Source organism: Hymenobacter negativus (assembly GCF_017571495.1).
Lineage (GTDB): Bacteria > Bacteroidota > Bacteroidia > Cytophagales > Hymenobacteraceae > Hymenobacter > Hymenobacter negativus.
Genome location: NZ_JAGETZ010000018.1, coordinates 122,098 through 146,817, shown reverse-complemented (window position 1 = coordinate 146,817; position 24,720 = coordinate 122,098). Strand labels below are relative to the sequence as shown.

The following is a 24,720-nucleotide window of genomic DNA, read 5'->3' as shown; positions in this document are numbered from 1 at the left end:
ACGCGGTTGGGCACCTGCAGGTAGGCCGTGCCGTCGGCGGCGGGGAAGGCCGTCTGGCGCTGCCACACGTACGGGGCGGCCACGCCGGCGGGGGTGGTGCCGGCCATGGCGTAGTTGCGCAGGGTGGGGGCGGGGAAGAGGTTGGGGAAGGCGGGGTCCTCGAACGACTGCTGGAAGGGGGCGGATTCGCCGCCGGTGGGGCCCTCGACGCGGACGATGTTGGTCTGGGTGGAACTGGTGGCGCCGATGCTGTTGGTGACGGTCTCGGTCACGGAGTAGAAGCCGGCGGCGGGGTAGGAGACGGACACGGTCTGGCCGGTGGCCGTGGCCGGGTTGCCGCCGGGGAAGGACCAGGAATAGGTGAGCGTGCCGCCGGTGGCCGTGAAGTTGGCCGAGTAGTCGCGGAAGGAGACGGGGGAGTTGACGCAGACGCTGGTGCTGGTGCCGGGCAGGGCGGCGAAGGCGGCCAGCGGGGCGCAGTCCGGGGCCACGTACCCGTCGTTCGTCCCCGTCGCTACCAAGTTCGCCGGCGTGGAAAGGCCGACGCGCACAGATGAAGTAGCCAGCACGTTACGCATCAGTTGCTTCTGCCCTTCCGTGAACATAACTTCGCAAGCGTAGTCCATGATGTTCTGCACATTGGCTATCTGGCCGCAGGGCGCGTAGCTGAGGTTGCAGTTAAATGTGCCATCGGTAGGCGGGGTGTCGGCTACGAAATCGGTACCCGTGCAATCACCCGAACCAGGAGTGTTATTCTGGCCCCAGGTGTGGCTCAAGCCAAAGTAATGGCCGATTTCGTGCGTCCCGGTGCGGTCGGTGCCACGGGTAAGAGTGCTGGTACCCAGGGTGCCAAAATAGTCGTGGCGCTCTACAAAGCCGTCACGCATACTCGTGGAGTTCTGAGGAAGGTTAGAGTAGCCCAAGATGATGCCGCCGCCTGCAGTGGGGGTGCCAATGGTGCTTACCAGCCAGATGTTGAGGTAACGCATCCGGTCCCAGATAACCAAGCTCTGCACCGCCCCGCTCTGGTCATCGTTGATGAGATTAGGTGCGTAGTGCCGGGTGATGCCGGTGGTGCAGTTGCCGTTGGGGTCCTTTTTGGCGAGGCGAAATTGAAAACCGATGGCAGCGGCCCGAGACCGGAACATCGGTATGATGCTGGCTGTGTCGGCATTGCGCTTTTGATAGTCGATGTTTAGTTGCTCGATGGCGCTGTAAATCTGCCGGTCGCTGATGTTCTCAGGACCACCGGCATGAATCACATGGACCACGACTGGAATGGTAACGTCCGTAACGTAGGCCGCACCGCGCTGCTGGCTCTGCCCGCGCTGTTGGTTTTGGGCCTGGGCCATAGCTTCCAGCTGCTGGTAGTAAGCTGTCTGGGCTTCGCGGGCGCCGGGATGCTCAGCATAAAACTTCTCCTGCATGGCGGTAGTGCCGCACCAGTCACGGCCGCGTTCTTGGGCACTGGCACCAAGGCCGGTGAGGGCCAAGGCAACGGTCAGTACCGAGGGTATTAGTTTTTTCAACATAGGAAACGATAAGGAGAAAAGTGGGGTGAAAAGGGGCAGTATTCAACGTGCTAAACAGCCTGAATGGGTGTTGTCAAATTTACCAGATAAAAGCCGAAACAGCGTTCAGCCCCACCTGACAGCGTCAACAGCTAGGGAATTATCACTTTGCTGGTAGTCTGGCCAGCGGCGGTGCGCAGTTGCATCAGGTAGATGCCGGGCGTGGGCCGACTGATTCCGCCCGGTAGCAAAGGCAAAGTCTGCAGTCCGGCCCGGCCGGTTGCACGGATGGGCGCGCTCACTGCCCGGCCCAGCAGGTCGGTCAGGCCAAGCTCTACCGGGCCGGCAGCGGGCAGCGTGAACTCCACCACCGTTTCGGCTGTGAGCGGGTTGGGGTAAATGCGCGCCTGCGGGGCCGCTCCGCCCGTGCGCGTGGCTAGGATTGGCGCTGCCCCCACGGCTACTTTGTCAAGGTAGAAATAATTACCCCGGTTGCTCACCAAGGTGAAACGAACCTGAAAGGTGCTTCTCAGGTAGCTGGCCGGGATATCAATGCGCAACCTTTTCCAGTCCGAGGCCACAGTGGGCGTAAAGCCATCAATCCGCACAGTGTCACGGGTATTGAGCGCGTTGGGAAACAAGGTGCGCTGCGTGTTCCAGGTTACTCCGCAGTCGGAGCTGAATTGGATGCTGAGGTTTTCGTTGGGCTGCGTTGTGCGCAGGGCGTAGGCGCGGTCGAAGGAGAGAGCCGGCTGGTCGGCTACGGTCAGGCCGCTCAGGTTGATGTTAGGTGAGGTAAGGGTAGTTTGGGTACCCAGAGCCAGAACGGTGCTCGGCACCAGCACGCAGGCCGTGCCGTCACTGGCAAGCAGTCCGCCTACTACATTGGTACGGCGAAACCAGCGGGCTCCGGTTGAGGTTGTGTTGGAGGAATTTGTCCAGTTGCGCAGGCTTGGAGCTGGGAAGTTTTCGGGAAAGTCCGGATTTTCAAACGACTCCGCAACCGGGCCCACCAGCCCGGAATTACCTCCCACCACCTGTACCAGACTGTTGCGGGTGCTGGTGCCGGTTTGGCCACCCACCATAATGGTCAGCGTTACGTTGTAGACGCCGCCGGTTGAGTACGTTACCACTGGGTTGCGCAGGCTCGAAGTGCTGGGCACACCACCCGGAAACTGCCAGGCATAGGTAGCGCTGGGCGAAGCCACGGCCGCATTGTAGGAATAATCGGTAAAGCTCACCGTCGAGCCCTCACAGACCGTTCGGGCCGAGGGCTCAAACGTCACCACCGGCGCGCAGCTGGGGGCCACGTAGCCGTCGTTGGTGCCGGTAGCCAGCAGGTTGGCGGTGCTGGTGAGCACGCTGCGGCAGCTAAGCTGCAACGAAGCCCGCATCACGGCGCGCTGGCCCAGCGTAAACATGTTGGTGCAGGAAGAGTAGTCCATGTAATTCTGCACGTTGGCCAGTGGCCCGCAAGGGTTGAAGCTGCTGAGCACTGTGCCCGTACCATACGACGACGAGCAACTCGACTGCGCGCCAATGGTGTTGGGGGTGTCGGCAATGCCGTCATCGATGCCGCAGTTGCTGGGCAGGCCGGGCGTGTTGCTGCCGCCCCAGGTGTGCGGTAGGCCGAAGTAATGGCCGATTTCGTGCGTCAAAGACCGAATGCAAAGGTTGGCTCCGCAGGAGGTGCCCACGCTGCCGAACTGCGCGTTGCGAATCACAATGCCATCTACGGCACCGCCCGTGCAAGGCAGGTAGGCGTAGCCGCCGGCCCCGTTCGCATTGTCGCACACCCAGATATTGAGGTACTTATCCTGGTCCCACTTGATGAGGTCTTTCACCCGGTCATCACCAATGTTGCCATCGGCCGAATACGTGCGGGTAATGCCGGTGGTGCAATTACCGTTCGGGTCCTTTTTAGCCAAGCGCATCTGAAAGCCAATGTTGGCTGCGATGGGCCGAAAGGCCGGCAAAATATCGGTGGTGTCGCGGTTGGTTTTGCTGTAGTCCTCGTTGATAACGCGAATGGCATCTGCCACCTGAGCATCGGAAATGTTGTTGCTGCCACCGGTATGAATGATGTGTACCACCACTGGTACCGTCACGTCCGGAGCCGCCAGCAGGCGGGCCTGCGCCGTAGCCGACATCGTGGCCACGCCCTGCAGGAAGGCCCGGTATGCGGCTGCCGCGCCCGGCTGCCGGGCAAAAGCGGCCTGCTGTGCACTATCAAAAGCGCAGCGGAAGCCGGTTTTATGCTCCGGGTATTTCCGGCTAACGCCTTCCGGCGTTTGGGCCGAAGCCGTGCCAGCGCATACCACACCGGCTGCAGCCAGGCCAAGGAGCCTTCCACGTAAATTGCGTAACAGTTTCAACATAAGGGGAAAGCAAAGGTGAAAAGAGGAATGAGAAAAGGGACAGAAGCCACTGGTATGAGCCAGCTTAGGGGTGGGGCTTCGGAAAAAGCAATTCAGGCAAGCAAAATACAATCAGATAGATGGCGAAAGTATGAAGGCACTAGGCCCGCCAGCCGCTAGCCCCTAGCAACGGCACGAAGCGAAAAGTTTCAAACTCTTCCCGCACAAAGCTTTCGGGGCCTTCCCGGGTCACACGAATCATGCGCTGGGCTTGGTTATCGCCCACCGGAATGACCAGCCGGCCGCCCACGCGCAGTTGGCGCAGCAAGGCGGGCGGCAGCCCCGGCGCGCCAGCCGTCACCAGAATACCATCGAACGGAGCCTTGTCGGGCAGGCCCACCGAGCCGTCGCCGCAGTGCAGGCCCGCGCCGGTAGCGCCCAGCGCCGCCAGAAATGCCTTGGTGCGCCGAAACAGCACTTCGTTAAACTCAATGCTCTCGACGTGTGCCGTGAGGCGCAGCAGCACGGCGCACTGGTAGCCCGAGCCGGTGCCCACTTCCAGTACCCGGTCGGTGGGCTGCACGTTCAGCAGCTGGGTCTGGTAGGCCACGGTGTAGGGCTGCGAGATAGTCTGGCCCTCCCCAATAGGAAAGGCCTTGTCTTGGTAGGCATGGGCCTCGAAGGCCGGCTCGAAAAACAGGTGACGGGGCACGGCTTCTAAAGCAGCCAGTACCCGCTCATCGTAAATGCCGCGGCGGCGCAGCTCACGGGCCAGGGCACGTCGCTGGCCCTGGTGGCGGTAGGTATCCTGAAGCGGTGAGATGACGGGAATTGAACTGAGAAATGAAAGATTTGACAGGCAGCCGGGGGCAGATGTGCAATGGTCGCGTTGCGGTGATTCGTTAACCACCGGCGCGCCGCTACCTTTGTCCGGTGCGGTATTTGCTATGCTGGCCGCTAAAATACTACCAAGTCCTTCGTTTTGCAGCTTACTCGCCGCTTCCAATATTTCAAGCTCGTGGCCGCCGATTTTGGCGCGGCCCTTATAGCGTGGATGTGCTTCTATCTGTTGCGCAAATATTTGCTCAACGAACTGACGGGCTACCGCTTCACCGAAGGCGCTTTGTTCGACCTCACCGGCTCGGCCGTTTTCATTGCCGTATTCTGGACGGTGCTCTACACGTTGGTGGGGGAGTACCGCGACATCTTCCGCAAGTCGCGTCTGGCTGAAATCATCCGCCTGGCCCAGGTTTCTATGCTGGGCGCTATCGTTATTTTCTTCACCCTGCTGCTCGATGACCAGGGTGTCGTAAACTACCGGGCCTATTACAAAACCTTCACAGCCTATTATTTACTGCACTTCTTCATCACGGCCGTGCTGCGCACCTGGGCCGTCAGCAGCGTGCAAGGCCTCATTTACAACGGCCGCATTTTCTTCCCCACGCTGCTGGTAGGGTCCAATTCCCTGGCCCTGAATACCTATCGCGAGCTGGCCCGGACCGGCCGCCACCTGGGGCTGCGCTTGGTCGGCTTTGCCCCCGTAGGCGACACCGTCGACGCTGAGCTGGCTGCCGAGCTGCCCGCCCACGGTTCCTACCTGCGCTTGCCGGCCCTGGTGCGGGCCCTCAAAATCGAGCAAATCGTCATCGCCATCGAGCCCAGCGAGCACCGGCTTATTCAGGATATTCTAACGTTGCTGGAAGGCACGCCGGCCCGCGTTAGCATCCTGCCCGACTTATACCAGATGCTGCTAGGTTCGGTGAAAGTCAATCACTTATTCGGGACACCGCTCATTGAAATCAAGCAGGACCTGCTGCCCGTGTGGCAGGTGGTGCTCAAGCGCATCATGGATGTGGTGGGCTCGGCCTTGTTCCTGCTGCTGGCCTGGTGGGTGTATGCCTTCACGGCCGTAATGGTGCGGCTGTCTTCGCCCGGCCCCATTTTCTATCGGCAGGAGCGGATTGGTAAAAACGGCCTGCCGTTCAATATCATCAAGTTCCGGTCGATGTTCATCGACGCCGAGAAGATGGGCCCAGCCCTGAGCTCTGACCACGACCCGCGCATCACCAAGTGGGGCCGCTTCATGCGCAAAGTGCGCCTCGACGAACTGCCACAGTTCTGGAACGTGCTCAAAGGTGACATGAGCATCGTGGGGCCGCGCCCGGAGCGCCAGTTTTTCATCGACCAGATTGTAAAAATCGCGCCCCACTACCGCCACCTACACCGCGTGCGGCCCGGCCTGACCTCGCTGGGCCAGGTAAAATACGGCTACGCCGAAACCGTCGCCCAAATGGTGGAACGGCTCAAATTCGACATTCTCTATATCGAGAACATGAGCCTGGCCATGGACTTTCGGGTGTTGCTCTACACCCTGAAAATTATTATCGAAGGACGGGGCAAGTAACAGAGTGTTGAACATTGAGTTGATGTTCTACAACTCAGCATTTAGCCCTCAACATTCAACACTCCATCCTTGGAGTACCTTTGTAGTTGCCGGCCGGAACCTTTCAAGCTCCGGGTGAATTGCACCACAGATATGAATACCGAAGTAAAAGGAAGGGTCCTCGTCGCCATGAGCGGCGGAATTGATAGCAGCGTGGCCGCCGTGCTCCTGCACGAGCAAGGCTACGAAGTGGTCGGGATGACCATGAAAACCTGGGATTACGCCAGCGCCGGCGGTTCCAAAAAGGAAACGGGCTGCTGCTCCCTCGACAGCATCAACGATGCCCGCGACATTGCTGTAACGCTTGGCTTTCCGCACTACATCATCGACATTCGGGACGAGTTTGGTGATTTTGTTATCGACAATTTCACCGACGAATACCTGGCCGGCCGCACGCCCAACCCCTGCGTACTCTGCAACACCCATATCAAGTGGGATGCTCTGCTTCGCCGCGCCGACCAACTTGGCTGCCAATACATTGCCACCGGCCACTACGCCAATATCCGCAAAGACGAAGAAACCGGCCGCTTTGTGGTGAGCAAAGGCCTCGACGAAAACAAAGACCAGAGCTATGCCCTGTGGGGCGTGAGCCAGGAGAGCCTGAGCCGCACGCTGTTCCCACTGGGCGGCATGCGCAAAACCGAGATTTACGACGAAGCCCGGCGGCGTGGCTTCACCGAACTGGTGAACAAGCCCGAGAGCTACGAAATCTGCTTCATCCCCGACAACGACTACCGAGGCTTTCTGCGCCGGCGCGTGCCGGGCTTGGAAGCGCGCGTGGCCGGCGGCAACTTCGTGACCAAAAACGGCCGCGTTATTGGCAAGCACGAGGGCTATCCGTTCTACACCATCGGACAGCGCAAAGGGCTGGGTGTGGCTTTGGGCTACCCGGCTTTCGTGCTCGAAATCCGGCCTGATACCAACGAAGTGGTGTTAGGCAACTATGACGAGTTGGCCAGTACGGCCACTGTAGTAGGCAAGCTCAACATGGGCAAGCTAGCCAGCCTGGAAGGACGCGGCCTAGTGCCGGCCATCGTGAAAGTACGCTATAACCACGACGGTGCGCCGGCTTTTCTGGAAGAAGTGGACGGCAAAATCCGCGTGTATTTTGAAGAAGCCGTGCATGCCATTACCCCGGGACAGGCCGCCGTATTCTACGACGGACAGGATGTGCTGGGCGGCGGCTGGATTGAGCGCCACGTAATTGGCGAATTCCCCTTACCTTTTGCTGCCGCTGAGGCTGCTCTCTAATTCCACTACACTCCTGTTGCGCTACCTATGCATCGGATTCTCTTAACCTGGCCGGCCGTAGCCGTTGCGCGCCGCTTTCGTTCGTTGGCCGTAGTGGCTGTGACATTGGCCGCCGTTACCACAGGCTGTAAAAACGATACAGAAGCCATTCCCGAAACCGGTGCCGACTATTATCCAGTGGCCGTGGGCCGGTTCTGGACCTACGCCGTGACGGATACCGTGTGGGGGCAGTCGGCCTACAATGGGCAGGTTACCCGTGGTGGTGTAGTGGTTACCAATACCCAGAAGCGGGAAACCATCACCGAAACCTTTACCGATGCGGCCGGCAACACGGCCTACCGTATGGTGCGGGCCAAGCGCGATAACGCCGCCGCTGCCTGGCGCGACGACAGCGTGTTTGTAGTGACGGCCACTCCACAGTTTGTTTCCATCAGCCGTAGCAATGTGCGGACGTTGGAGGCCGTATTTGCCATGAAAGAAGGTGGGAAATGGCATGTCAACGCCTTCAATAACAGCTTGCCAGGCGTAGAGGACACGGTAAAGACCCGGCAGTATAGCCGTCTTGGCCAGCCCTATACCACGGCGGCTATTGGGGCCCAGCCCGCCGTTACGTACCCGCTTTCCGTCACGACTACCGATATGGGGCCGGCTGCCGTGAGCAACCTGCTGAATGAAGTGAGCTACCAACAGATTTTTGCGAAGAACATCGGCCCGGTATTTCGCAACCGGCGCAATCTGGCATACTTCAACTATACAGCAAGCAACGGCAACCAGGTATTTCCGGCCCAAGCTTATAACATTGGTTCCTATGCCCACCGCGAAACCCTGATTGACTACGGCCCGAAATAAGCCGGCATACTTGCTGATTTTACCTATTGCCTTCTTTTACAATGGCATCTTCATTTACGAAATGGTTGGTAGCCGGGGTGCTCACGGCACTGGCGGCAGCTCCGGCAGCGGCCCAGGGCACAGTGCGGCGGCATCTGGTGTATTTCCGCGATAAAGCGGGTACGCCCTATTCGGTAACGCAGCCGCAGGCGTTTCTCTCGGCCCGGGCGTTAGCCCGACGTACCCGCCAGGGCATTGCCGTACTGCCGCGCGACTTGCCCGTAACGCCAGCCTACGTAGCCCAAATCCGGGCCGTATCCGGTGGGCCGCAGGTGCTTTACACTTCGCGCTGGTTTAATGCCGCTGTCGTTTCCTGCGATTCGGTGACGCTCAGGGCCATCACTGCGCTGCCGGCTGTACGTAGCGCTGTCACGCTCAACCGCAGCTTCCAGGCGCTGCCTGCTTTTACTCCTCCTACGCAGGTGGTTCCCTCGGTTTCGGCCGCTACCACGGCCCGCGCCCGCTACGGCAAGGCCTACCGCCAGAACGAGCAAATTGCGGCAATTGCCATGCACAATGCGGGCTACCGGGGCGAAGGCATGCAGATTGCCGTGTTCGATGCCGGCTTTCCGGGCGTTGACCAGATTTCGGCCATGCAACCGGCCTTTCAGGAGCAGCGAGTGGTAGGTACCCGCAACTTTGTGGACGGGGGCACCAGCGTATACCTGCGTAATAGCCACGGCACCAACTGCCTGGCGGCAATCGGCGGCAGTCAGAGTGGCTTCTACATTGGTAGCGCGCCCAAGGCTACATTTCACCTGTGCATCACGGAAGATGTTAACTCAGAGCATCCAATAGAAGAAGCCAACTGGCTGGCCGCCGCCGAGTATGCCGATTCGTCGGGGGTTGATGTTATCAGCTCGTCGCTGGGCTACACCGATTTCGATGCACCCTCAACGTCCTACACTTATGCAGATATGAATGGCCGTAATGCCATCAGTTCGCGGGCGGCTACCATGGCGGCCCGAGTGGGCATGCTAGTGGTCAATGCTGCTGGCAATGAGGGCAGCAACCCTTGGCATTACATCTCGGCTCCCGCCGATGCCGATTCCATCATGTCGGTTGGCGCGGTCGACTCGTTGGGTAACCACGCGTACTTCAGCTCCTATGGGCCGACTTCGGATGGCCGTATTAAGCCCACACTCTCCGCTATGGGGTTTGCTTCGGCCGTGCTCGCGCCTAATGGCACGGCTTTCCGGGGCAGTGGCACCTCGTATGCTTGCCCTATTCTGGCCGGCATGGCCGCCGGTTTTTGGCAGGCTAACCCCGCGCTCACGGCCCAGCAAGTAATTCTGGCCTTGCGCAGCACGGCTACGCAAGCCAATGCCCCCGACAACACCATGGGCTACGGCATTCCCAACTTCGTGTCGGCCTATAATGCACTGCACCCCAACGCGCCACTGTCGACAGAAGGGCCCGTTATACCATCCGGCGTGCTGGGCATTTATCCCAACCCCAGCGGCGCAGGCCCACTTACCCTGGTGCTGCCCACTACCCTGCGCGGCCAGGCCCTGACCGTGCGCGTGCTCGATGCACGCGGGGCGGTGGTGGCCCGAAAAGTGCTACCGGCCACCAATTTCAGTGAGACCCAATTGCAACTGCCCGCGCTGGCTAAAGGCGCTTACACTTGCGAAGTGAGTGCGGGAAATACGCGGCAAAATGTGAAGTTTGTGCAGCAATAAGCAGACAATCAGCCCTCAGGAAAAAGGCGCCCGAAAGGCGCCTTTTTTTATGCGGTTTATGGTAATTATCTGCTTGTTTTTGAGGGAGATATTTCGTATTTTTAAACCATCAATTAACCCCATTTTCTATCCGTAGGATGTTGCAAATGATGACCACCAAGCGCATTGGGCGCCGCCAGTTTCACTTCACCGTGCAGGGCAATAATTTTCACGAAACTGTCTCCGAATATGAGCGCCTAAGCTTTGCCGATGTAGCCGCGTGCGGCATCTGCGGTTCCGACAATCTCGACCTTACCAGCCGCGTGGCCCAGGGCAAGTTCAAGTACACGTCGGTGCGCTGCTTGGACTGCCGGGCCGACGTCACTTTTGGCAAGCGTGAGGACGACGACCAGACCGTATTCCTGCGCAAAAAAGCCGGTGGCCTCCCCGGCGAGCTTGACTGGCGTCCCTTCGAAAAAGAGCCGGCCCGATAACTCTGCCGACGCTTTACGGTTATTTCCAAAACGGCCCCACCGAGCGGTGGGGCCGTTCTTTGTAGTTGCATCAGCCAAATCCCTTTAATCTGCACAATCTGCGGTCTATGTTCACCGGAATTATTGAAGCCCTTGGTACCATCGTCGCGGTGGAAGACCAAGGTAGTAACCGCCACTTCACGGTGGCTTCGCCCTTCGCGGCCGAATTGAAAATTGACCAAAGCGTAGCCCACGACGGCGTGTGCCTGACGGTGGTAGCCATTGATACCGAAGCGGGTACGCACGTGGTCACGGCCATTGATGAGACCCTGCGCGTGACCAATCTAAGCCAATGGCAACCCGGCCGGCACGTGAACCTGGAGCGCTGCCTGGCAGCAAATGGCCGCTTCGACGGCCACATCGTGCAGGGGCACGTCGATGCCACGGTCACCTGCCTGAGCGTGGAGGACCAGGACGGCTCCTGGCTGTTCCGGTTTGGGCACGCGCCCGGCCCCAGCCGTCTGACGGTGGAAAAAGGCTCCATCTGCGTGAATGGAACCAGTCTGACCTGCTTCGATAGCACCGATGAGGGCTTCACGGTGGCCATTATTCCCTACACCTACGAGCACACCAGTTTTCAACAACTCCAGGCCGGCGAAACGGTAAATCTGGAGTTCGACATCGTGGGCAAGTACGTAGCTAAGCTGTTGGGTAAGGTTGGCTAGCAACTTGGGGAGGGGGGCTGCGTAAGAAGGACACACTTCCACGCAACTTCTTTACTGCCATGTCGAAAAGAGAATTGATGGAGCCAAATCCCGGCGATAAGCGCTACGTGCGCCGGGACGAGAAAGGCCAGATTGCGCATTCGGTCGACCTGAACAAATCCTTATCGCAGGACGACCAGCACAACTCTAAAAAGACCAGCAAGCCCGGCCAGGGCGATAAGGGCGATGGCCACACCGGCAACCGCAAGCCTGCCAAATAGCCATTTAAAAAGCCCTGTTGAGTACTCAGCAGGGCTTTTTAAATGGCTATTTATGCAAGAGGGCAGCAGCGAACCACAAAATGCCTGTTGGATACTTCCGGCGTGCGGTCGGTAATAATTTAGTGTTGCCGGTTGGCTGGGGAAGCACCGCTGTTGTGGCTACGCTGCTGGACCGGACCTAAAAAAAATAGGGTGATGCCACGTTTGGGAGCCAGAGCCGGTCATGCCGTTGAACCTTTCTTTTTTTAGATATGAAAAGCATCATTTCCTGCACTATGCTGGCGGTAACGGCTGCCATGCTCACGGCTTGCTCGTCTTCGCATGACCCTGCTCCCGATGATGACAGCGGGTGTAGCGAAACGCTGGTAGTGCCCGTGAGCACCGACAGCATCGGGGCGGTGGAGGCGCTCACGAGCGACCAACTCTTCGACCGCAATGGCATCGACCGCCGAAACTTCCGGTATGTGCGGTACCTCCGCGACTCGACCCAGACGTATTTTCCGCCCTATGCCAAATTCAATCAGCAGTCGGTCATGGTTGAAGAATATATCAATGGGCTTCCCCTTTTTACCGGAAACATCAGTTTTCTGTTTAAAAATGGGGTGTTCAGTTTTCGAGGAGGCAATCTCAGCGGGGGGACTAGCCTGAGTACTACGCCGGCCTTGCAGGCGGGGCAGGTCAGGAGCCTGTTTTTTGCCACCACTGCCCGATTCGACCCGTCTAATAGCAATGTGCGCGAGCAGTGTGTGAGTGCACAGTTCGGATACTATAACCTGAACGCTGGTTCCGGGAACCAGTCGGAGAATCTGGTAAAAGCCTGGAAAATAAAGGTGAAAAATGCGGATTATCCCTTTGCCTACTACCAGGACAACGGCGGCCTGCTGATTTACTACGACAACGGCATTCGGACATTCCGTTAGACCGTAGAATTGGTGATTTTCAGCCAGTAAGTTTACTGGAGGCTTGGCCAGCGGGCCGATAAGTACTGAAACAGCCTTGCCGCGCCCCAGCCAAGTAGTGCTCCAATGGCTGCTCCGCCCAATACATCGGAAGGGTAATGAGCGCCCAGGTACATGCGGCTGTAAGAAAGCAGTACGGCCCATACAAAAGCCAGCGCCTTGGTCAGCCGGAAACGGCCCTGTGGCAGCACTAGCAGCAGAAAAACCGCCAATGCCATCGAGTTAGCCGCGTGTGAGGACAGGAAACCGAACTGCCCCCCGCAGCCGTCGGGCAGGTGGAGCAGGCCGGCTAGCTTACTGTCGTGGCAGGGGCGGAGGCGGGCAAAAAAGGGCTTGAACAACCGGCTGGTGATGCTGTCGGCAAGGCCCACGGCTGCTACGACCAAGGGCAGCACTAGCAAGGCATTGCGCCGAAATAAATCAATTAACACCGTGATAAGCAGCGCGTAGGCCGGAATCCAGGCGTAGCGGTTTGAGGCAAACACCATCACCGAATCCAGCGCCGGGGTGTGGGCGTGATTGATGGCCAGCACCAGGTTCCGGTCAAGATTTTGCAGGAAATGAAGAATTGGCATCTGTTACTTGGGGGCATTTATATTAATTCTTCATTCCTTACGCCTTACGCTAACCAGTCTACGCCCTTGCGAAGCCAGCCCAGGGTATTGGCCTCAGGAGTGCCGGGCGCGGGTGGGGCAGGATTGTAGGCCCAGCCGGTGCGAGGGGGCAGGCTCATAAGAATGGATTCGGTGCGGCCGCCGGTTTCGAGGCCGAAACGAGTGCCGCGGTCGAAAGCGAGGTTGAATTCGGCGTAGCGAGCGCGGCGCTGGGTTTGCCAGGCTTCTTCGCGCTCGGCGAAAGGCAGGGCGTGGTTTTCGGCCATTAGCGCGGTGTAAAACGGGCCGAATAGCTCGGCTACATCGCGCATGAAGGCAAACAGTTCTTCGGCCGTGCCGTCGGGGCCTATGGTCAGTCTGTCGTAAAAAATGCCGCCTACACCGCGGGTTTCCTGGCGGTGTGGGAGGTAGAAGTAGTCGTCGGCCCAGCGCGTGAACTTTGGATAATAGGCCGGATTGTGGCGGTCGCACACAGCCTTTAGCTGCTCATGAAAGCGGCGCGCCTGGACTTCGTCCACGTAAATCGGGGTCAAGTCGATGCCGCCGCCAAACCAGGCTTCGCCGTTGCCGGCTTCGAAGTAGCGCACGTTCATGTGGATGATGGGTACGCGGGGGCTGCGGGGGTGTAGCACCACGCTCACGCCCGTGGCGTAGAAATGCGGGTCGGGCATGTGCAGCTGCTGGGCCGCTTTGGCGCTCATCTCGCCCCACACGGCCGAGAAGCCCACGCCGCCTTTTTCCAGAATGCGGCCGTTTTCCAGCACTTTGGAGCGGCCCCCGCCGCCGCCTTCGCGCTGCCAGGCATCGGTGTGGAAACGCGCGGTGCCGGCATCGGCGGTTTCGAGCTGCTGGCAGAGGCGGAGCTGAAAATCGGCCAGCCAGGCTTCGATTTCGGGGCGGGTGGTGGGAGAGGGCATGACGGGCAGTTAGCAGTGAAGAGTGAGCAGCGAACAAGGAGCAGTGAAGAAGGCACAACGGACAATTTGGTGCAAACTGCTCATTGCTAACGGGTCGCTGCTCACTGCCCATTGCTGGCTGCGCAAAGATAGGAAGGGGGCGCGGGGCGTACTTTTGTAGCCTCACCCGCCCCATCCCCGATGTCTGATTTTGCAGCCTCCGCCGCTCCCGATGCCGTTGACCTATCCAGTACCCGTGTAGCCAATGCTGCAGCCGCGGCGGCCGCGGCTTTTACCGCCCCAAGTGCGCCCGCAGTCCCGGCCCTGGCCATCGAATTGCAGCGTCGTGCCTACCGCCTGATGCATACCGCCGCTGAGATGGCTGGCCTCTACGAAGAGGAGAAAGCCATTGCTGCCCGCTACGTGCACGCCACGGCCCGGGGCCACGAAGCCGTACAGCTGGCCGCCGCTTTCCTGCTTACCGAACATGACTACGCGGCGCCCTACTACCGCGATGATGCCATGCTGCTGGGCCTGGGCCTGCGGCCGTATGAGCTGATGCTCCAGCTCATGGCCAAGGCCGGTGACCCCTTTAGCGGCGGCCGCACGTATTATTCGCACCCCTCACTGCGGCGGGCAGGCGTCCCGGTGATTCCGCACCAAAGTTCCGCAACGGGCATGCAAGCCATTCCGGCTACGGGAGTGGCGCATGCCATCAAGTACTTTGAATCCGTAAGCAGTGAGCAGCTGGCGGCTAGCACTGAATCGTTTAAAGCAAAACATGCTCAGTTGACTACTAATCAGTCGCTGTCGCTGTGTTCCATTGGCGATGGGGCCATGACGGAGGGCGAGGTGGCGGAAGCGCTGCAAATGGCCATTTTGCACCAGCTGCCCATTATTTATCTGGTGCAGGACAATGACTGGGGTATCTCGGCCACCGGCCGCGAGATGCGGGCCATGAATGCCTATGAGTTTGCCGCCGGCTTCCCCGGGCTGCGCCGGATGCAGGTGGATGGTGCCGACTTTGGCTCATCGTATAAGGGCCTGACCGAAGCTTTTGCTCACGTGCGCGCCCGGCGTGGACCGGTGCTGGTGCACGCCAAATGCCCGCTGCTGGGCCACCACACCAGCGGCGTGCGCCGCGAGTGGTACCGTTCCGACTTAGCCGCCCACCAAACCCAGGACCCCCTGCCGCGCCTGCGTCAGCAGCTGCTAAACCAGGGCGTGAGCGAAGCTGACCTGACGGCGCTGCAATCTGAAGCTCGCGCCACCGTGCGCGCCGACTGGGCCGAAGCCCTGGCCGCGCCCAATCCGGACCCCGCCACCTTTGCCGACCACGAGTTTGCGTCGCCCACGGTGACTGAGGAAGCCGGCGAGCGTAGCCCCTCCGGCGCCGACAAAGCCCTGATGGTGGATGCCGCGCTGCATGCCGTGGACGACATTCTGCGCGAGTTTCCCGAAGCGCTGTTCTACGGCCAGGACGTGGGCGGCGAGCTGGGCGGGGTGTTCCGCGAGGCGGCGTTGCTGGCCAAGAAATACGGCGACCGGCGGGTGTTCAATACGCCTATTCAGGAAGCTTACATTGTGGGCAGCACAGCGGGCATGGCGGCCGTGGGCGCCCGGGCCATCGTCGAAGTGCAGTTTGCCGACTACATCTGGCCGGCGCTGAACCAGCTGGTGGAGGAGCTGTCAAAATCGTGCTACCTCACCATGGGCAAGTTTCCGATTCCGGCCGTTATCCGCGTGCCGATTGGGGCGTACGGTGGGGGCGGGCCTTACCATTCGGGCTCGATTGAAAGCACCCTGCTCACCATTCGGGGCATTAAAGTGGTGTATCCCAGCAACGCGGCCGACATGAAAGGCCTGATGCGCGCCGCCTACCTCGACCCCAATCCGGTGGTGATGTTGGAGCATAAGGGCCTGTATTGGAGCAAGGTGCCGGGTACGGAGGATGCCAAAACGGTGGAACCCGCTACCGGCTACGTCATCCCTTTGGGAAAGGCAGCCATTGCCCAAGAGGCCGATGCCGAGAAGCTGCGCCAGGGCGAAACGGCCCTCGTCGTGACCTATGGCATGGGCGTGCACTGGGCCAAAACAGCCAGCCGTAACTTTCCGGGCCAGGTCGAAATCCTAGACTTACGCACGCTGAATCCCATCGATTTCGACGCCGTGACGGCCGCTACCCGTCGCCATGGCAAGGTGCTCGTCCTCACCGAGGAGCCACTGATGAACAGCTTTGCCGAAAGTCTGGCCGGCCGCATTCAGCGCCACTGCTTCCAGTCGCTGGATGCGCCGGTGTTCACCCTTGGCGCGGCCAACCTGCCAGCCATTGCCCTCAACGTGGAGTTGGAAAAGCAGATGCTGCCCAGCGCCGCCAAAGTGGCGGCGGCTTTGGAAGAGCTGCTGGCTTATTAGGGCGCAAATAAGGTCTTAAACAACGCAAAGGGTCCTGCGGAATATTCTGCAGGACCCTTTGCGTTGTCTGGTTACCACAGTTGCAGGCGTAAGCCAAACCCAAGCGTGAGAATGTCGCTAAAAGGCAGGCTACCCCTGGCACTCGTCCAGCTGATGAGATAAAGGTCGTTGGTGCCAAGCTCGTAATACGCCATGGCTGAGCGCGGATGACCGCGCTTGGTGGGGCGGAAAGCATAGCCGGCGCTACTGCCCACAAAGCCACCAATGCGGGTGTGGGACGACCACCAATAATAGTCGTCATCGTACTTGCTACCGCGGGTGGTGGTGAGGCCGCGGCTGGCAGAATAACTCGCAAACCCACCCACCGTGAGGGGCTGCACGCGCCATGCGGTGGCGCGCAGCGGGAGTTGCCACGGTGTGTAGCTGATTTTAGCCGTGAAAATCCCCATCGGCGTGATGCTGTATTGTTTGGGGAGGTAGCCGCCCAGCGTTTCCAAGGCCAGGCGGTTGTGATTGGCAGTCCAGCCGGCGCCTACGGCCAGCAGGCCCTGGTCGCCTGCTGTGTGCACCAGTAGGCGGGTGGGCACGTACCAGGGTAGCGGTGTAGCCGGAACAGTATCGGCAGGAGCGAGCTGAGGCGGGTTCAGGACCTCAAGCGGTAGCAGGAGTAAAGCGAGTAAGCTCATTAGAAATCAATAGTTTTGAGCTTGAACTGGTTGTTGCCCCATAGCGTCAGGATAACGTAGCGGCGTTTTTCGAAGGCATACGAATTGATGAGTGTGAGCCCTTCCCCATAAGGCTGGTCGATGCCAAAATCATGGCGATGCCCGTTTAGGGCCAGGGCTACGCGGGGCGCTGCCTTCAGCGCCTGCACGTAAGGCTGTTCCAACTGCGGGTCGAAATCCTCATCCATCGGCGGTACGTGGTTGATAACAACCTGCCGCTGCACGCCCACCGTATCGGCCAGCTGCTGCTGAAGCCAGCCGATGTTGGGTACGCTGCCATCGAAGCGGTATTCGCGGCCGTTGGTGTTCAACATAATGAAGCGCGTGCCGGCGTATGTGAAGATATAGTTCAGCGGCCCAAATACTTCCTGGTATACCTGTCGGCCGTTGCCGGCGTGGTCGTGGTTGCCCACCACAGTGAGGTAGGGCACGCGCAGCTTCTTGAGCTTGTCGTGCACCCAGCGCATCTCGCGCCCCAGGCCAAAGTCAGAAATGTCGCCGGCCACCACCAGGAAGGCAATGCCGGGCTGTTGGTTCACACTCTCCACCAGGTCTTCGGCTTCGCTATAGAAGCGTTGCGAGTCGCCGGTAAATACGAAGCGGAGCGTGTCGCCGGCCGCCAGTGGGCGCTGGGCCAGGGCAGCCATGTTTTTGGCCGTAAGGTCGCTGTAGGCTGCTGGAGTAGAGGTTTGATTAGGGCTGAATTCAATCAGTTCGCAGCCGGAAAGCAGTGCTAGTCCAGTAGTCAGCGCCAACGTGGCGCGCCCGGCCCTGCGTTTGTCGGAGGGGTAAATTTCGTTCATCATGCGTAGTATGCTAGGGCCCCAAGAAGGCCGCTGATAGCTTGTACACGGATGAGGAACCGAAATACCTTAGATGGATACAGAATTCCCTCAGAATTTAGAAGGGGTATCCGATGCCCAGGTTGAAGGAAATCGGATTGGCGCTGGTGTCGAAGTTGCGCAGGGCCCAGCGCTGGGTCGGTTCGGCGGTAGGGTCGTACACTTTGGTGGCGATGTCGAGGCGCAGAATCAGGAACGTAAAATCGAAGCGGATGCCGAAGCCGGAACCCACCGCAATCTGCTTGTAGAACTGATTAAGTTGGAACTGGGCACCAGGACGTAGGTATTGGCCATAATCGAGCTTCGTAGGGTCTTCCTGCTTCCGCTCCTGCAAGCCCCATACGTTGCCAAAATCGGTGAACAAGGCACCTTTGATGAAGCTGTAGATGGGAAAGCGATATTCTACGCTGCCTTCGAGTAGCAACTCGCCGGGCTGCTCGGTGATGTAGTCGCGGGCACCATTCGATAGCTTCGACGTGTAGCCGCCCGGCCCGAGTCGGCGTGGCTGCCAGGCCCGTAGGCTTGTAGAGCCGCCCGCAAAAAACGACTTATCGTAGGGCACAATAAACGGGTCGAAGCCGGTGAGGGGGTCGTTAGTCCGGCTGAGGGCGTGGACCATGCCGCCGTTTAGGCGCCATACAAAAAAAGTCTGGGGCGTGACATGGTAGTAGCGACGGTAATCAGCACTCACCCGGGCAAAATCATACACGCTCAAGCTCGTCGCGTCATACAGCGCATTGCGATAAAGTCCTCGTGTTAGGCCGCCAATTTCGGCAAACAGGCGTAGATAGCGGGCGTCGCGGGTCTGGTTGAAGTCGTTAGAATTGTAGAGTGAGGTGAAGCTAAAGCTGGGCTCAATCTGTTTATTAAAGGAACGGTAGAGCGACGAACCATCGCGAATACGCAGCGTATCGAGGCGCTTTTGGAAGTCATCCGTCACCGCCGAGTTCACTAGCGTTATTACTACCGGCGAAAACACATACTGATGCACCGGCGAACGTTGCCAGATGTAGTCCCAAGCAAACTCAAAGTTGGAGCGCGTGTACTCCGGACGGTTTACATAGGTTTCCGACAGCGAGAAGCGGGTTTTTGGGTTGTAGCGCGTCAGGAAATGATTGGTCTTGAATGGCACCAGAAATTGTGGCAGCACCAGCGCCGCCGTAGCCCCCAACTGAGTGGTGTACACCTGTTCGGGGTTGTCGCCCTCTACCACACCCACGCGGGTAAGCTGGCCTTCGAAACCCGCCCGTACCCCCAACTCCAGCACCTCAGCCCCACCAAAAGGGTTGCGGGTTTTCAGACGCAGGTTTAGAAACGGGCCTGGCAGGTAGGCCACGTAGGTAACCCCGGCCTCACTGGTTTCCCCAAACTTAGGCGCGGGCGAAGCATTGATGACGGCCACCAGCTCGCCAGTAATGGGGTGCACACCGGTACTATCGGTGGCGGGCGGGTCGGGCACCTTGCGGTAATTCACGGTATTAAACCGGAACATGTCTAGGTCGGCAAGCAAGCGCTGGGTTTGCATGGTGTTGGCCAGGCTGTAGTGCTGGCCGGGCCGTACCAGCACCTTGCGCGCCAGCAGGCTGGTGCTGTATTTCTGGGCGTAGGCCGCGAAATGGACCGAATCCGTCGTGACTGTATCGGTGCGGACACCTAGGCTGGGGCGGGCGCGCAGGGCCGCGGCGGTGCCGGCGCGGCGCAGGGTGTCGCCGGCGGCGTTGCGCAGGGTGCGGCCCACGCCCGCATCGGTGATGAAGCGGACCTGCTTCACCGTGTACACGCGGTGGCCCTGGCCGGGGCCGGGGTTGGTAATAAAGGTGCGCAGCCGCACCGTGAATTTCTCGTAGCTGGTGTCGGCTTCCAGCGTGATGTACTGTTGGCGAAAATCGTAATAGCCCGCGTTCTTCAATAGTGTTTCGAGGCGGGTACGCTCTTGGCCAATGAGGTCTTCGTTGTAGCGCTCGTTTTCTTTTAGTAGGGTGGCGCCCTGGCCCTGGCGCACCACGGCGGCTACGCCCGAATCGGCAATGCTGGGCGTTAGCAGGCGGTAGTGGAAGGGCTGGCCTTCGGCAATGTTGTAGGTCACCGTGACGCGCCGGTACTGCTTGGCCGCATCCAGCGAATCGGGTTTGCCGGGGAAAATAGCACCTACGCTTTTCAGCGCCCGCACCACTACCCCGTGCTTGTACCGGGTGGTATCGATGGCCGACACCCGCGCCCGAAAAAAGCCCTGGGAGTGCAGGTAAGTCGTCATCTGCTCCACCGACTTGCGCGTGAGGGCCGAATCGTAGATGACCGGGGCCTCGCCCAAACGCATAATAGCGTTGCCCTTGTCCAGGGCCAGCTGCTTGCGATTGACTTTGCGCTCGCGGCGCGAGAGCAGCTTGCCAAGTTCGGCCGAGTCGGTACCGGCGGCCTTTATTTTCGCGACGTAGGTGTTCTGAATAGCGCGCAACTTGTTTTTAAGTCGCACCGAATCATAAAAATTAAACCCTAGCTGATAGATGGCCAGCTTGGGCAGCGGAAACCGGGTGTTTGGTTTCTGCTGGGCCAGGGTGGTCAGCCGTTCTTTATCGGCTTGCTCCACGCCCTTTATTTCAACGCGGCTGAGCAGGCGTTGTTTGGGCTGAAGCAGCTTGAACGGCGAGCAGGCGGCCACGGCCAGCAGCAGCAGCCACGGGCCGACCTGGCGCGCGGGCCGTAGTTTTGATGAATAATATTCGAGCAATGGTTTCAAAAGCACTTGGCAAATACGTGCAGTCGCTGCACCAAAAGAAGTACCGGCACCGCCACGGGGCGTTTCTGGTCGAAGGTGGCAAAAGCGTGTTGGAGCTGCTAATTCCAAATGTTGAGCACAACATAACGCAAATAGTTGCGCCTTGTTATCCAGCACCGGCTTTGCAAAAGTAGGGCCAGGTGGCTTGAACGGGGTGCTTTATTCATTGTTGTCGGCAAAAGGTCAGATAAAAGGTCAGATGCTAGGACATCCTACACGGCTCGCTCAATGTCCCCAGTTGTGTGAGTGCTTTACGGTAAATACAAATCGCGGCTAATAAGTCCAACGAGTCTATTTAAGGCTATAAGTGACGCCGATGATTGAGAAAATGTGAGGTGGTCTAGGAATGACGGACAGAAGAAGGACGTATATTTCTTCTGTTATGGCAAGCAAATCCAGCGGGACGTCGCCCGACAAACGGCGTAAATACGACGAGGCCTTTAAAACCGAGCCTCTGCGCCTGGCCAGCGAAAGCCGCAGCGCCCAGTTGGCGGCCCGGCAATTAGGCATCAGCCCCAAGCTGCTTCACCGCTGGCAACAGGCCCAGGTAGTGGCTGAGGTCGGCAGCGTGGAGGTCGCCCGCGACCCGGAGGTGCGCGCCCTGCGCGCTCGCTTGAAGCGGGCCGAGCAGGAGCTCGACATTTTAAAAAAAGCCTTGGTCATCTTCGGCCAGCCGACCCGGTGAGCACTTATCAGCACATCGCCCAACAGGCCGGCCAGGTGCCGGTGCGCCAACTCTGCCAGGTGCTGCGCGTGGCCCCGGCCGCCTATTACGCCTGGCAGCGCCGCCGGCAGGTACCAGCGGTCGAGCCCGCCTGGCAAGTGGCCGTGCGCGAAGCCTTTGCCTATCATAGCCAGCGCTACGGCACGCGCCGGTTGCGGGTGGAAGTGCAGGCCGACGGCCATGCCGTGGGGCGTTGGCGCATCCGCCAGGTGCTCGAAGTCTATGGCCTGCGTGCACAGCAGCCCCGTTCGTTTGTGCCCCGCACCACCGACTCGGACCCGGCCGTGTGCCCGGCGCCCAACCGCTTGCTCGGCCAGCCGGCCCCCACTGCCCCCAACCGGGTCTGGGTGGGCGACATCACGTATTTGCCGCGCCAGGGCGGCGGCTGGCTCTACTTAGCGGTGTGGCTGGACCGCTGCTCGCGCAAAGTCGTGGGCTGGCACGTGCGCGAAACCATGCCCGAAGACCTGGTCAGCGAGGCGCTCCGGCGTGCCCTGGCCGTGCGCCGGCCCCCGGCGGGCCTCATCGTGCATTCCGACCAGGGCAGTCAGTAGCGCGCCACCCGATTTAAGGACTTACTGGCGCGCCACGGCGCCCAGCAAAGCATGAGCCGGCGCGGCAACTGCTACGACAACGCCCACGCCGAATCGTTTTGGAGTCGCTTCAAAGCCGAACTACTCGACGGCGGCCGCTTCCCCGGGCTGGAAGAAGCCCGGCTCGAAATCAGCCACCACATCGCTTATTACAACGCCGAACGCCGCTACTCGACCCTCGGTTACCTCGCCCCAAATCACTTCGAAACCCACCTGCAAACAACGTCCAAACTCTGTCCGGCTTAGCTAGACCACCTCAATGAGGCGTAAGTGTAAAGTGAACTTGGGAGTTCAGATAAGAGGTAGTATGAGCTCGAGCGCAGATGCTATACTTACAGTCTTTGCTTTTAGCAAAGGGTGTTGTGTTACTGAAAATCTGAAAATGCAGCTTATTATGGTGTTTGTGGGAAGGGCTATCGCATGGAGCGCGCACAACTTTATTACAGTTTCAGGTAGCACTTGATGGCCAGCAAAGTCTCCGGTTATTCTATCTTCGGCCTGCGGCGTGGTAGAACTAACTTGGCTAGCGGCCTCGAGCAAGTGGCCCACATATGCCAGCAATCCCAGCGCCTGCGCAACCACAGCCACACGTTAAACCTCGACGATACGCCTGGCTTCACCGCCCAGCAATTGCGCACCAAATGCACCCGCCTGCATGCCCAGTACCCGCTGCACCTGGTCCTGGTCGATTACGACCAGCTCATGCGCGGCGACACCAAAGGCAACCGCGAGCAGGAAGTGGGCAGCATCAGCCGCGGCCTCAAGGAGCTGGCCAAGGAGTTCAACGCCCCCGTCATCGCCCTCTCCTAGCTCAGCCGCGACGTGGAGAAAAGAGGAGGAGAGAAGTGCCCGCTTCTTTCAGACCTGCGCGAGTCTGGCAGCCTGGAGCAGGATGCTGACGGCATCGTCTTCCTCTGGCGCGGCCACCGTTGATACCATCCCATCAATGGCTAGTACCTGCGTCATGTAGCCAATCTAGCCCAAGGCCACGCCTAAGAAGAATTGGCAGAAAGCCACCATCTGCTTTTCCGACAGGCTGCCACGGCCGTCATAATCATTCAGCTGTTGCGCATCTGCTGCCTCCAGGGCCTGTTTGTAATCTTTCTCTCGCTGGGCTATTCCCCGCGCCATCGACCACAGCCCCCAGCGTCCAGCCTCTCGGCCAGAAAAGCCGCATCTCTGAATAGGCGCATCACCCGCTCATTGCCGTCCAAAAACGGGTGCAGCTAGGCCAGCCGGTGGTGCGCGGCGGCAATATTCACAATCCGCGTTAGCCGGTCATATTCTGCCTGCGGCCGCTAGCCCTGTTCAATCAGCCGGATAAAGTCTGGCAGTGCGTTAGCCGCCGGCGCGACGTGCCGTTCCACCCGTACTTCAGTGGTCCGTAGCTCGCCCGGTAGCACTTTCAGCTTTTCCCCATCCAAGGTTGTCGTTCAACGAAACTCCTCCGGCAGGTGCTCATAAAAGGCCTGGTGCAGCGCTTAATAAAGAAAACTGTCCTTCCCTTGACCCAATAGTTGGCAAGGCATTTATTGTAGGTGCTACGTGCTTTGCTCTGTATACGCAACGCCTAGTAGGTAAAAGGTTTGATGTTGTCATTGCAGACGAGGCCAGCCAACTCACCCAGCTTCAGGCTGCTGCTGGCATGCTCGCAGGGGCTAAGTATGTATTCATAGGGGACCATCAGCAGATGCCTCCCATCATTGCCGCTGAACACCCTGACCCTACACATAGCGAATCCATTTTTGAATACCTATTCGCCTTCGCTCCAGGCACTCGCCTGAACACCACTTACCGCTTGAATGAGGGCCTAGCTAACTTCTTCAGCCAGCGGTTTTATGACGGTGACTTAATCTCGCACAAGTCCGCAGCTTCTCGCTCGCTAAACCTAGCGGTGCCGCCCAGCACGTTTGCCGATATACTTGACCCCTTATGCCCCAGTGTATTTGCTGACTTAGCACACCTGAATACCAAAACAAGTGAGCCAAGCGAAGCCCACTACATTGCCGAAATGGTAGCCGAATTACTGGCCTGCGGCACTCTACCTATTGAAATTGCTATTGTGCCCCTTTTCGTGCTCAGTGTCGTGAAATCGGGCGGGCCTTAGCAAAGCGCTGCGCTCATGTTGCACCAAAAGAGCTGGCTCAGATAGTCGTTGACACGGTGGAGCGAATGCAAGGGCAGGAGCGAGACGTTATTTCCCTTTCGTTAACCTTGGGCAAATTTGACAGTGCCTTACAGCGCGCCAGCTTCTTCTTTCTGCCCAATCGCCTCAACGTAGCCATCACCCGCGCCCGGGTCAAGCGAATAATAGTCGGCAGCTCTCACCTAACCTTGGGCAACTTTGGGACGCTCAAACTGCAAGCTTGGGCTGACCTATTCCAGGACTTTCTTAGTTCCTGCCACCACGTTTCCAGATTAAAACCTGTTTCACGCAAACCTCGAGCAGTCCTAAGCAAGGTTTAGCCTAATGTCATTCGCGGAGTACGTATCACAAACGAGAGACCGACCGGTTATACAACCGGTCGGTCTCTCGTTTTTCGCTTTCCGCTCCTAAATGGCTTATCTCGTTGTATTCATAACGAAGCTAAGAATCTTAGCTTGTAC

Annotated in this window: 21 protein-coding genes and 2 pseudogenes; 15 read left to right on the top strand and 8 right to left on the bottom strand. The window is 59.1% G+C overall.

Annotated features, from left to right (window positions below; all coding sequences use genetic code 11):
* From J4E00_RS26380 to J4E00_RS26370, 3 genes are all read right to left on the bottom strand, one after another.
* Window positions 1-1,532 (bottom strand): M43 family zinc metalloprotease (locus tag J4E00_RS26380; RefSeq protein WP_208178336.1); only part of this gene is annotated, 1,532 nt, incomplete at its 3' end.
* 131 nt (window positions 1,533-1,663) lie between these two features.
* Window positions 1,664-3,889 carry a M43 family zinc metalloprotease gene (locus J4E00_RS26375; RefSeq protein WP_208178335.1) on the bottom strand — a complete coding sequence of 742 codons (2,226 nt, stop codon included), beginning with the start codon at window positions 3,887-3,889 and terminating at the stop codon, window positions 1,664-1,666.
* Between the two features lie 139 nt (window positions 3,890-4,028).
* Window positions 4,029-4,691, bottom strand: a complete 663-nt coding sequence (locus J4E00_RS26370) for a protein-L-isoaspartate(D-aspartate) O-methyltransferase (protein WP_208178346.1) — start codon at window positions 4,689-4,691, stop codon at window positions 4,029-4,031.
* Window positions 4,692-4,850: 159 nt separating this feature from the next.
* Between J4E00_RS26370 and J4E00_RS26365 the strand changes: the two genes are divergently transcribed.
* The 8 genes from J4E00_RS26365 (at window position 4,851) to J4E00_RS26330 (ending at window position 12,489) form a co-directional block, all read left to right on the top strand.
* Window positions 4,851-6,272: a sugar transferase gene (locus J4E00_RS26365; RefSeq protein ID WP_236050177.1), complete on the top strand. Its 1,422-nt coding sequence runs from the start codon at window positions 4,851-4,853 to the stop codon at window positions 6,270-6,272.
* A 132-nt stretch (window positions 6,273-6,404) separates the two neighbouring features.
* Window positions 6,405-7,562 carry a tRNA 2-thiouridine(34) synthase MnmA gene (mnmA, locus tag J4E00_RS26360; RefSeq protein WP_208178334.1) on the top strand — a complete coding sequence of 386 codons (1,158 nt, stop codon included), beginning with the start codon at window positions 6,405-6,407 and terminating at the stop codon, window positions 7,560-7,562.
* 27 nt (window positions 7,563-7,589) lie between these two features.
* Window positions 7,590-8,411 carry a hypothetical protein gene (locus tag J4E00_RS26355; protein WP_208178333.1) on the top strand — a complete coding sequence of 274 codons (822 nt, stop codon included), beginning with the start codon at window positions 7,590-7,592 and terminating at the stop codon, window positions 8,409-8,411.
* 41 nt (window positions 8,412-8,452) lie between these two features.
* Window positions 8,453-10,132: a S8 family serine peptidase gene (locus J4E00_RS26350; protein WP_208178332.1), complete on the top strand. Its 1,680-nt coding sequence runs from the start codon at window positions 8,453-8,455 to the stop codon at window positions 10,130-10,132.
* 146 nt (window positions 10,133-10,278) lie between these two features.
* Entirely contained in the window at window positions 10,279-10,605 is a 327-nt protein-coding gene (locus J4E00_RS26345; RefSeq protein WP_208178331.1) for a hypothetical protein, read from the top strand.
* Between the two features lie 107 nt (window positions 10,606-10,712).
* Window positions 10,713-11,309, top strand: coding sequence for a riboflavin synthase (locus tag J4E00_RS26340; protein ID WP_208178330.1), 597 nt, complete (start codon window positions 10,713-10,715; stop codon window positions 11,307-11,309).
* Between the two features lie 59 nt (window positions 11,310-11,368).
* Window positions 11,369-11,569: a hypothetical protein gene (locus J4E00_RS26335; protein WP_208178329.1), complete on the top strand. Its 201-nt coding sequence runs from the start codon at window positions 11,369-11,371 to the stop codon at window positions 11,567-11,569.
* A 251-nt stretch (window positions 11,570-11,820) separates the two neighbouring features.
* Window positions 11,821-12,489, top strand: a complete 669-nt coding sequence (locus tag J4E00_RS26330; protein ID WP_208178328.1) for a hypothetical protein — start codon at window positions 11,821-11,823, stop codon at window positions 12,487-12,489.
* Between the two features lie 32 nt (window positions 12,490-12,521).
* Here J4E00_RS26330 and J4E00_RS26325 read toward each other — a convergent pair whose 3' ends face one another.
* Both J4E00_RS26325 and hemF read right to left on the bottom strand, forming a co-directional pair.
* Window positions 12,522-13,103 carry a phosphatase PAP2 family protein gene (locus J4E00_RS26325; protein WP_208178327.1) on the bottom strand — a complete coding sequence of 194 codons (582 nt, stop codon included), beginning with the start codon at window positions 13,101-13,103 and terminating at the stop codon, window positions 12,522-12,524.
* Window positions 13,104-13,147: 44 nt separating this feature from the next.
* The gene (gene hemF, locus J4E00_RS26320; protein WP_208178326.1) at window positions 13,148-14,059 is read right to left on the bottom strand and encodes an oxygen-dependent coproporphyrinogen oxidase; all 912 of its coding nucleotides are present in this window, start codon (window positions 14,057-14,059) and stop codon (window positions 13,148-13,150) included.
* Window positions 14,060-14,398: 339 nt separating this feature from the next.
* Here hemF and J4E00_RS26315 point away from each other — a divergent pair, with 339 nt between their 5' ends.
* Window positions 14,399-16,453, top strand: coding sequence for a thiamine pyrophosphate-dependent enzyme (locus J4E00_RS26315; RefSeq protein WP_410779767.1), 2,055 nt, complete (start codon window positions 14,399-14,401; stop codon window positions 16,451-16,453).
* A gap of 71 nt (window positions 16,454-16,524) precedes the next feature.
* On the opposite strand, the gene J4E00_RS26310 is transcribed toward J4E00_RS26315, so the two are convergent.
* From J4E00_RS26310 to J4E00_RS26300, 3 genes are all read right to left on the bottom strand, one after another.
* Complete coding sequence (locus tag J4E00_RS26310; RefSeq protein ID WP_208178324.1) at window positions 16,525-17,139, bottom strand: hypothetical protein; 615 nt, start codon at window positions 17,137-17,139, stop codon at window positions 16,525-16,527.
* Window positions 17,139-17,984, bottom strand: a complete 846-nt coding sequence (locus J4E00_RS26305) for a metallophosphoesterase family protein (protein WP_236050175.1) — start codon at window positions 17,982-17,984, stop codon at window positions 17,139-17,141. Before J4E00_RS26305 ends, J4E00_RS26310 begins: the two co-directional genes overlap by 1 nt.
* A 94-nt stretch (window positions 17,985-18,078) precedes the next feature.
* The gene (locus tag J4E00_RS26300) at window positions 18,079-20,757 is read right to left on the bottom strand and encodes a BamA/TamA family outer membrane protein (protein WP_208178323.1); all 2,679 of its coding nucleotides are present in this window, start codon (window positions 20,755-20,757) and stop codon (window positions 18,079-18,081) included.
* Between J4E00_RS26300 and J4E00_RS30350 the strand changes: the two genes are divergently transcribed.
* From J4E00_RS30350 to J4E00_RS26275, 6 genes and pseudogenes are all read left to right on the top strand, one after another.
* Window positions 20,730-20,930: a hypothetical protein gene (locus tag J4E00_RS30350; protein WP_410779766.1), complete on the top strand. Its 201-nt coding sequence runs from the start codon at window positions 20,730-20,732 to the stop codon at window positions 20,928-20,930. The genes J4E00_RS26300 and J4E00_RS30350 overlap by 28 nt on opposite strands.
* 248 nt (window positions 20,931-21,178) lie before the next feature.
* A complete protein-coding gene (locus J4E00_RS26295; protein WP_208178322.1) occupies window positions 21,179-21,481 on the top strand; it encodes a transposase in 303 nt (100 codons plus the stop codon).
* Window positions 21,478-22,074 (top strand): IS3 family transposase, encoded by a 597-nt coding sequence (locus tag J4E00_RS26290; protein WP_208178343.1) that lies wholly within the window; start codon window positions 21,478-21,480, stop codon window positions 22,072-22,074. Before J4E00_RS26295 ends, J4E00_RS26290 begins: the two co-directional genes overlap by 4 nt.
* A gap of 24 nt (window positions 22,075-22,098) precedes the next feature.
* A complete protein-coding gene (locus J4E00_RS26285; protein WP_262898465.1) occupies window positions 22,099-22,359 on the top strand; it encodes an integrase core domain-containing protein in 261 nt (86 codons plus the stop codon).
* A gap of 345 nt (window positions 22,360-22,704) precedes the next feature.
* Window positions 22,705-23,034: pseudogene (locus tag J4E00_RS26280) on the top strand (replicative DNA helicase); the annotation flags it as partial.
* A gap of 505 nt (window positions 23,035-23,539) precedes the next feature.
* A pseudogene (locus tag J4E00_RS26275) lies at window positions 23,540-24,579 on the top strand (DEAD/DEAH box helicase).
* Window positions 24,580-24,720 lie beyond the last annotated feature (141 nt).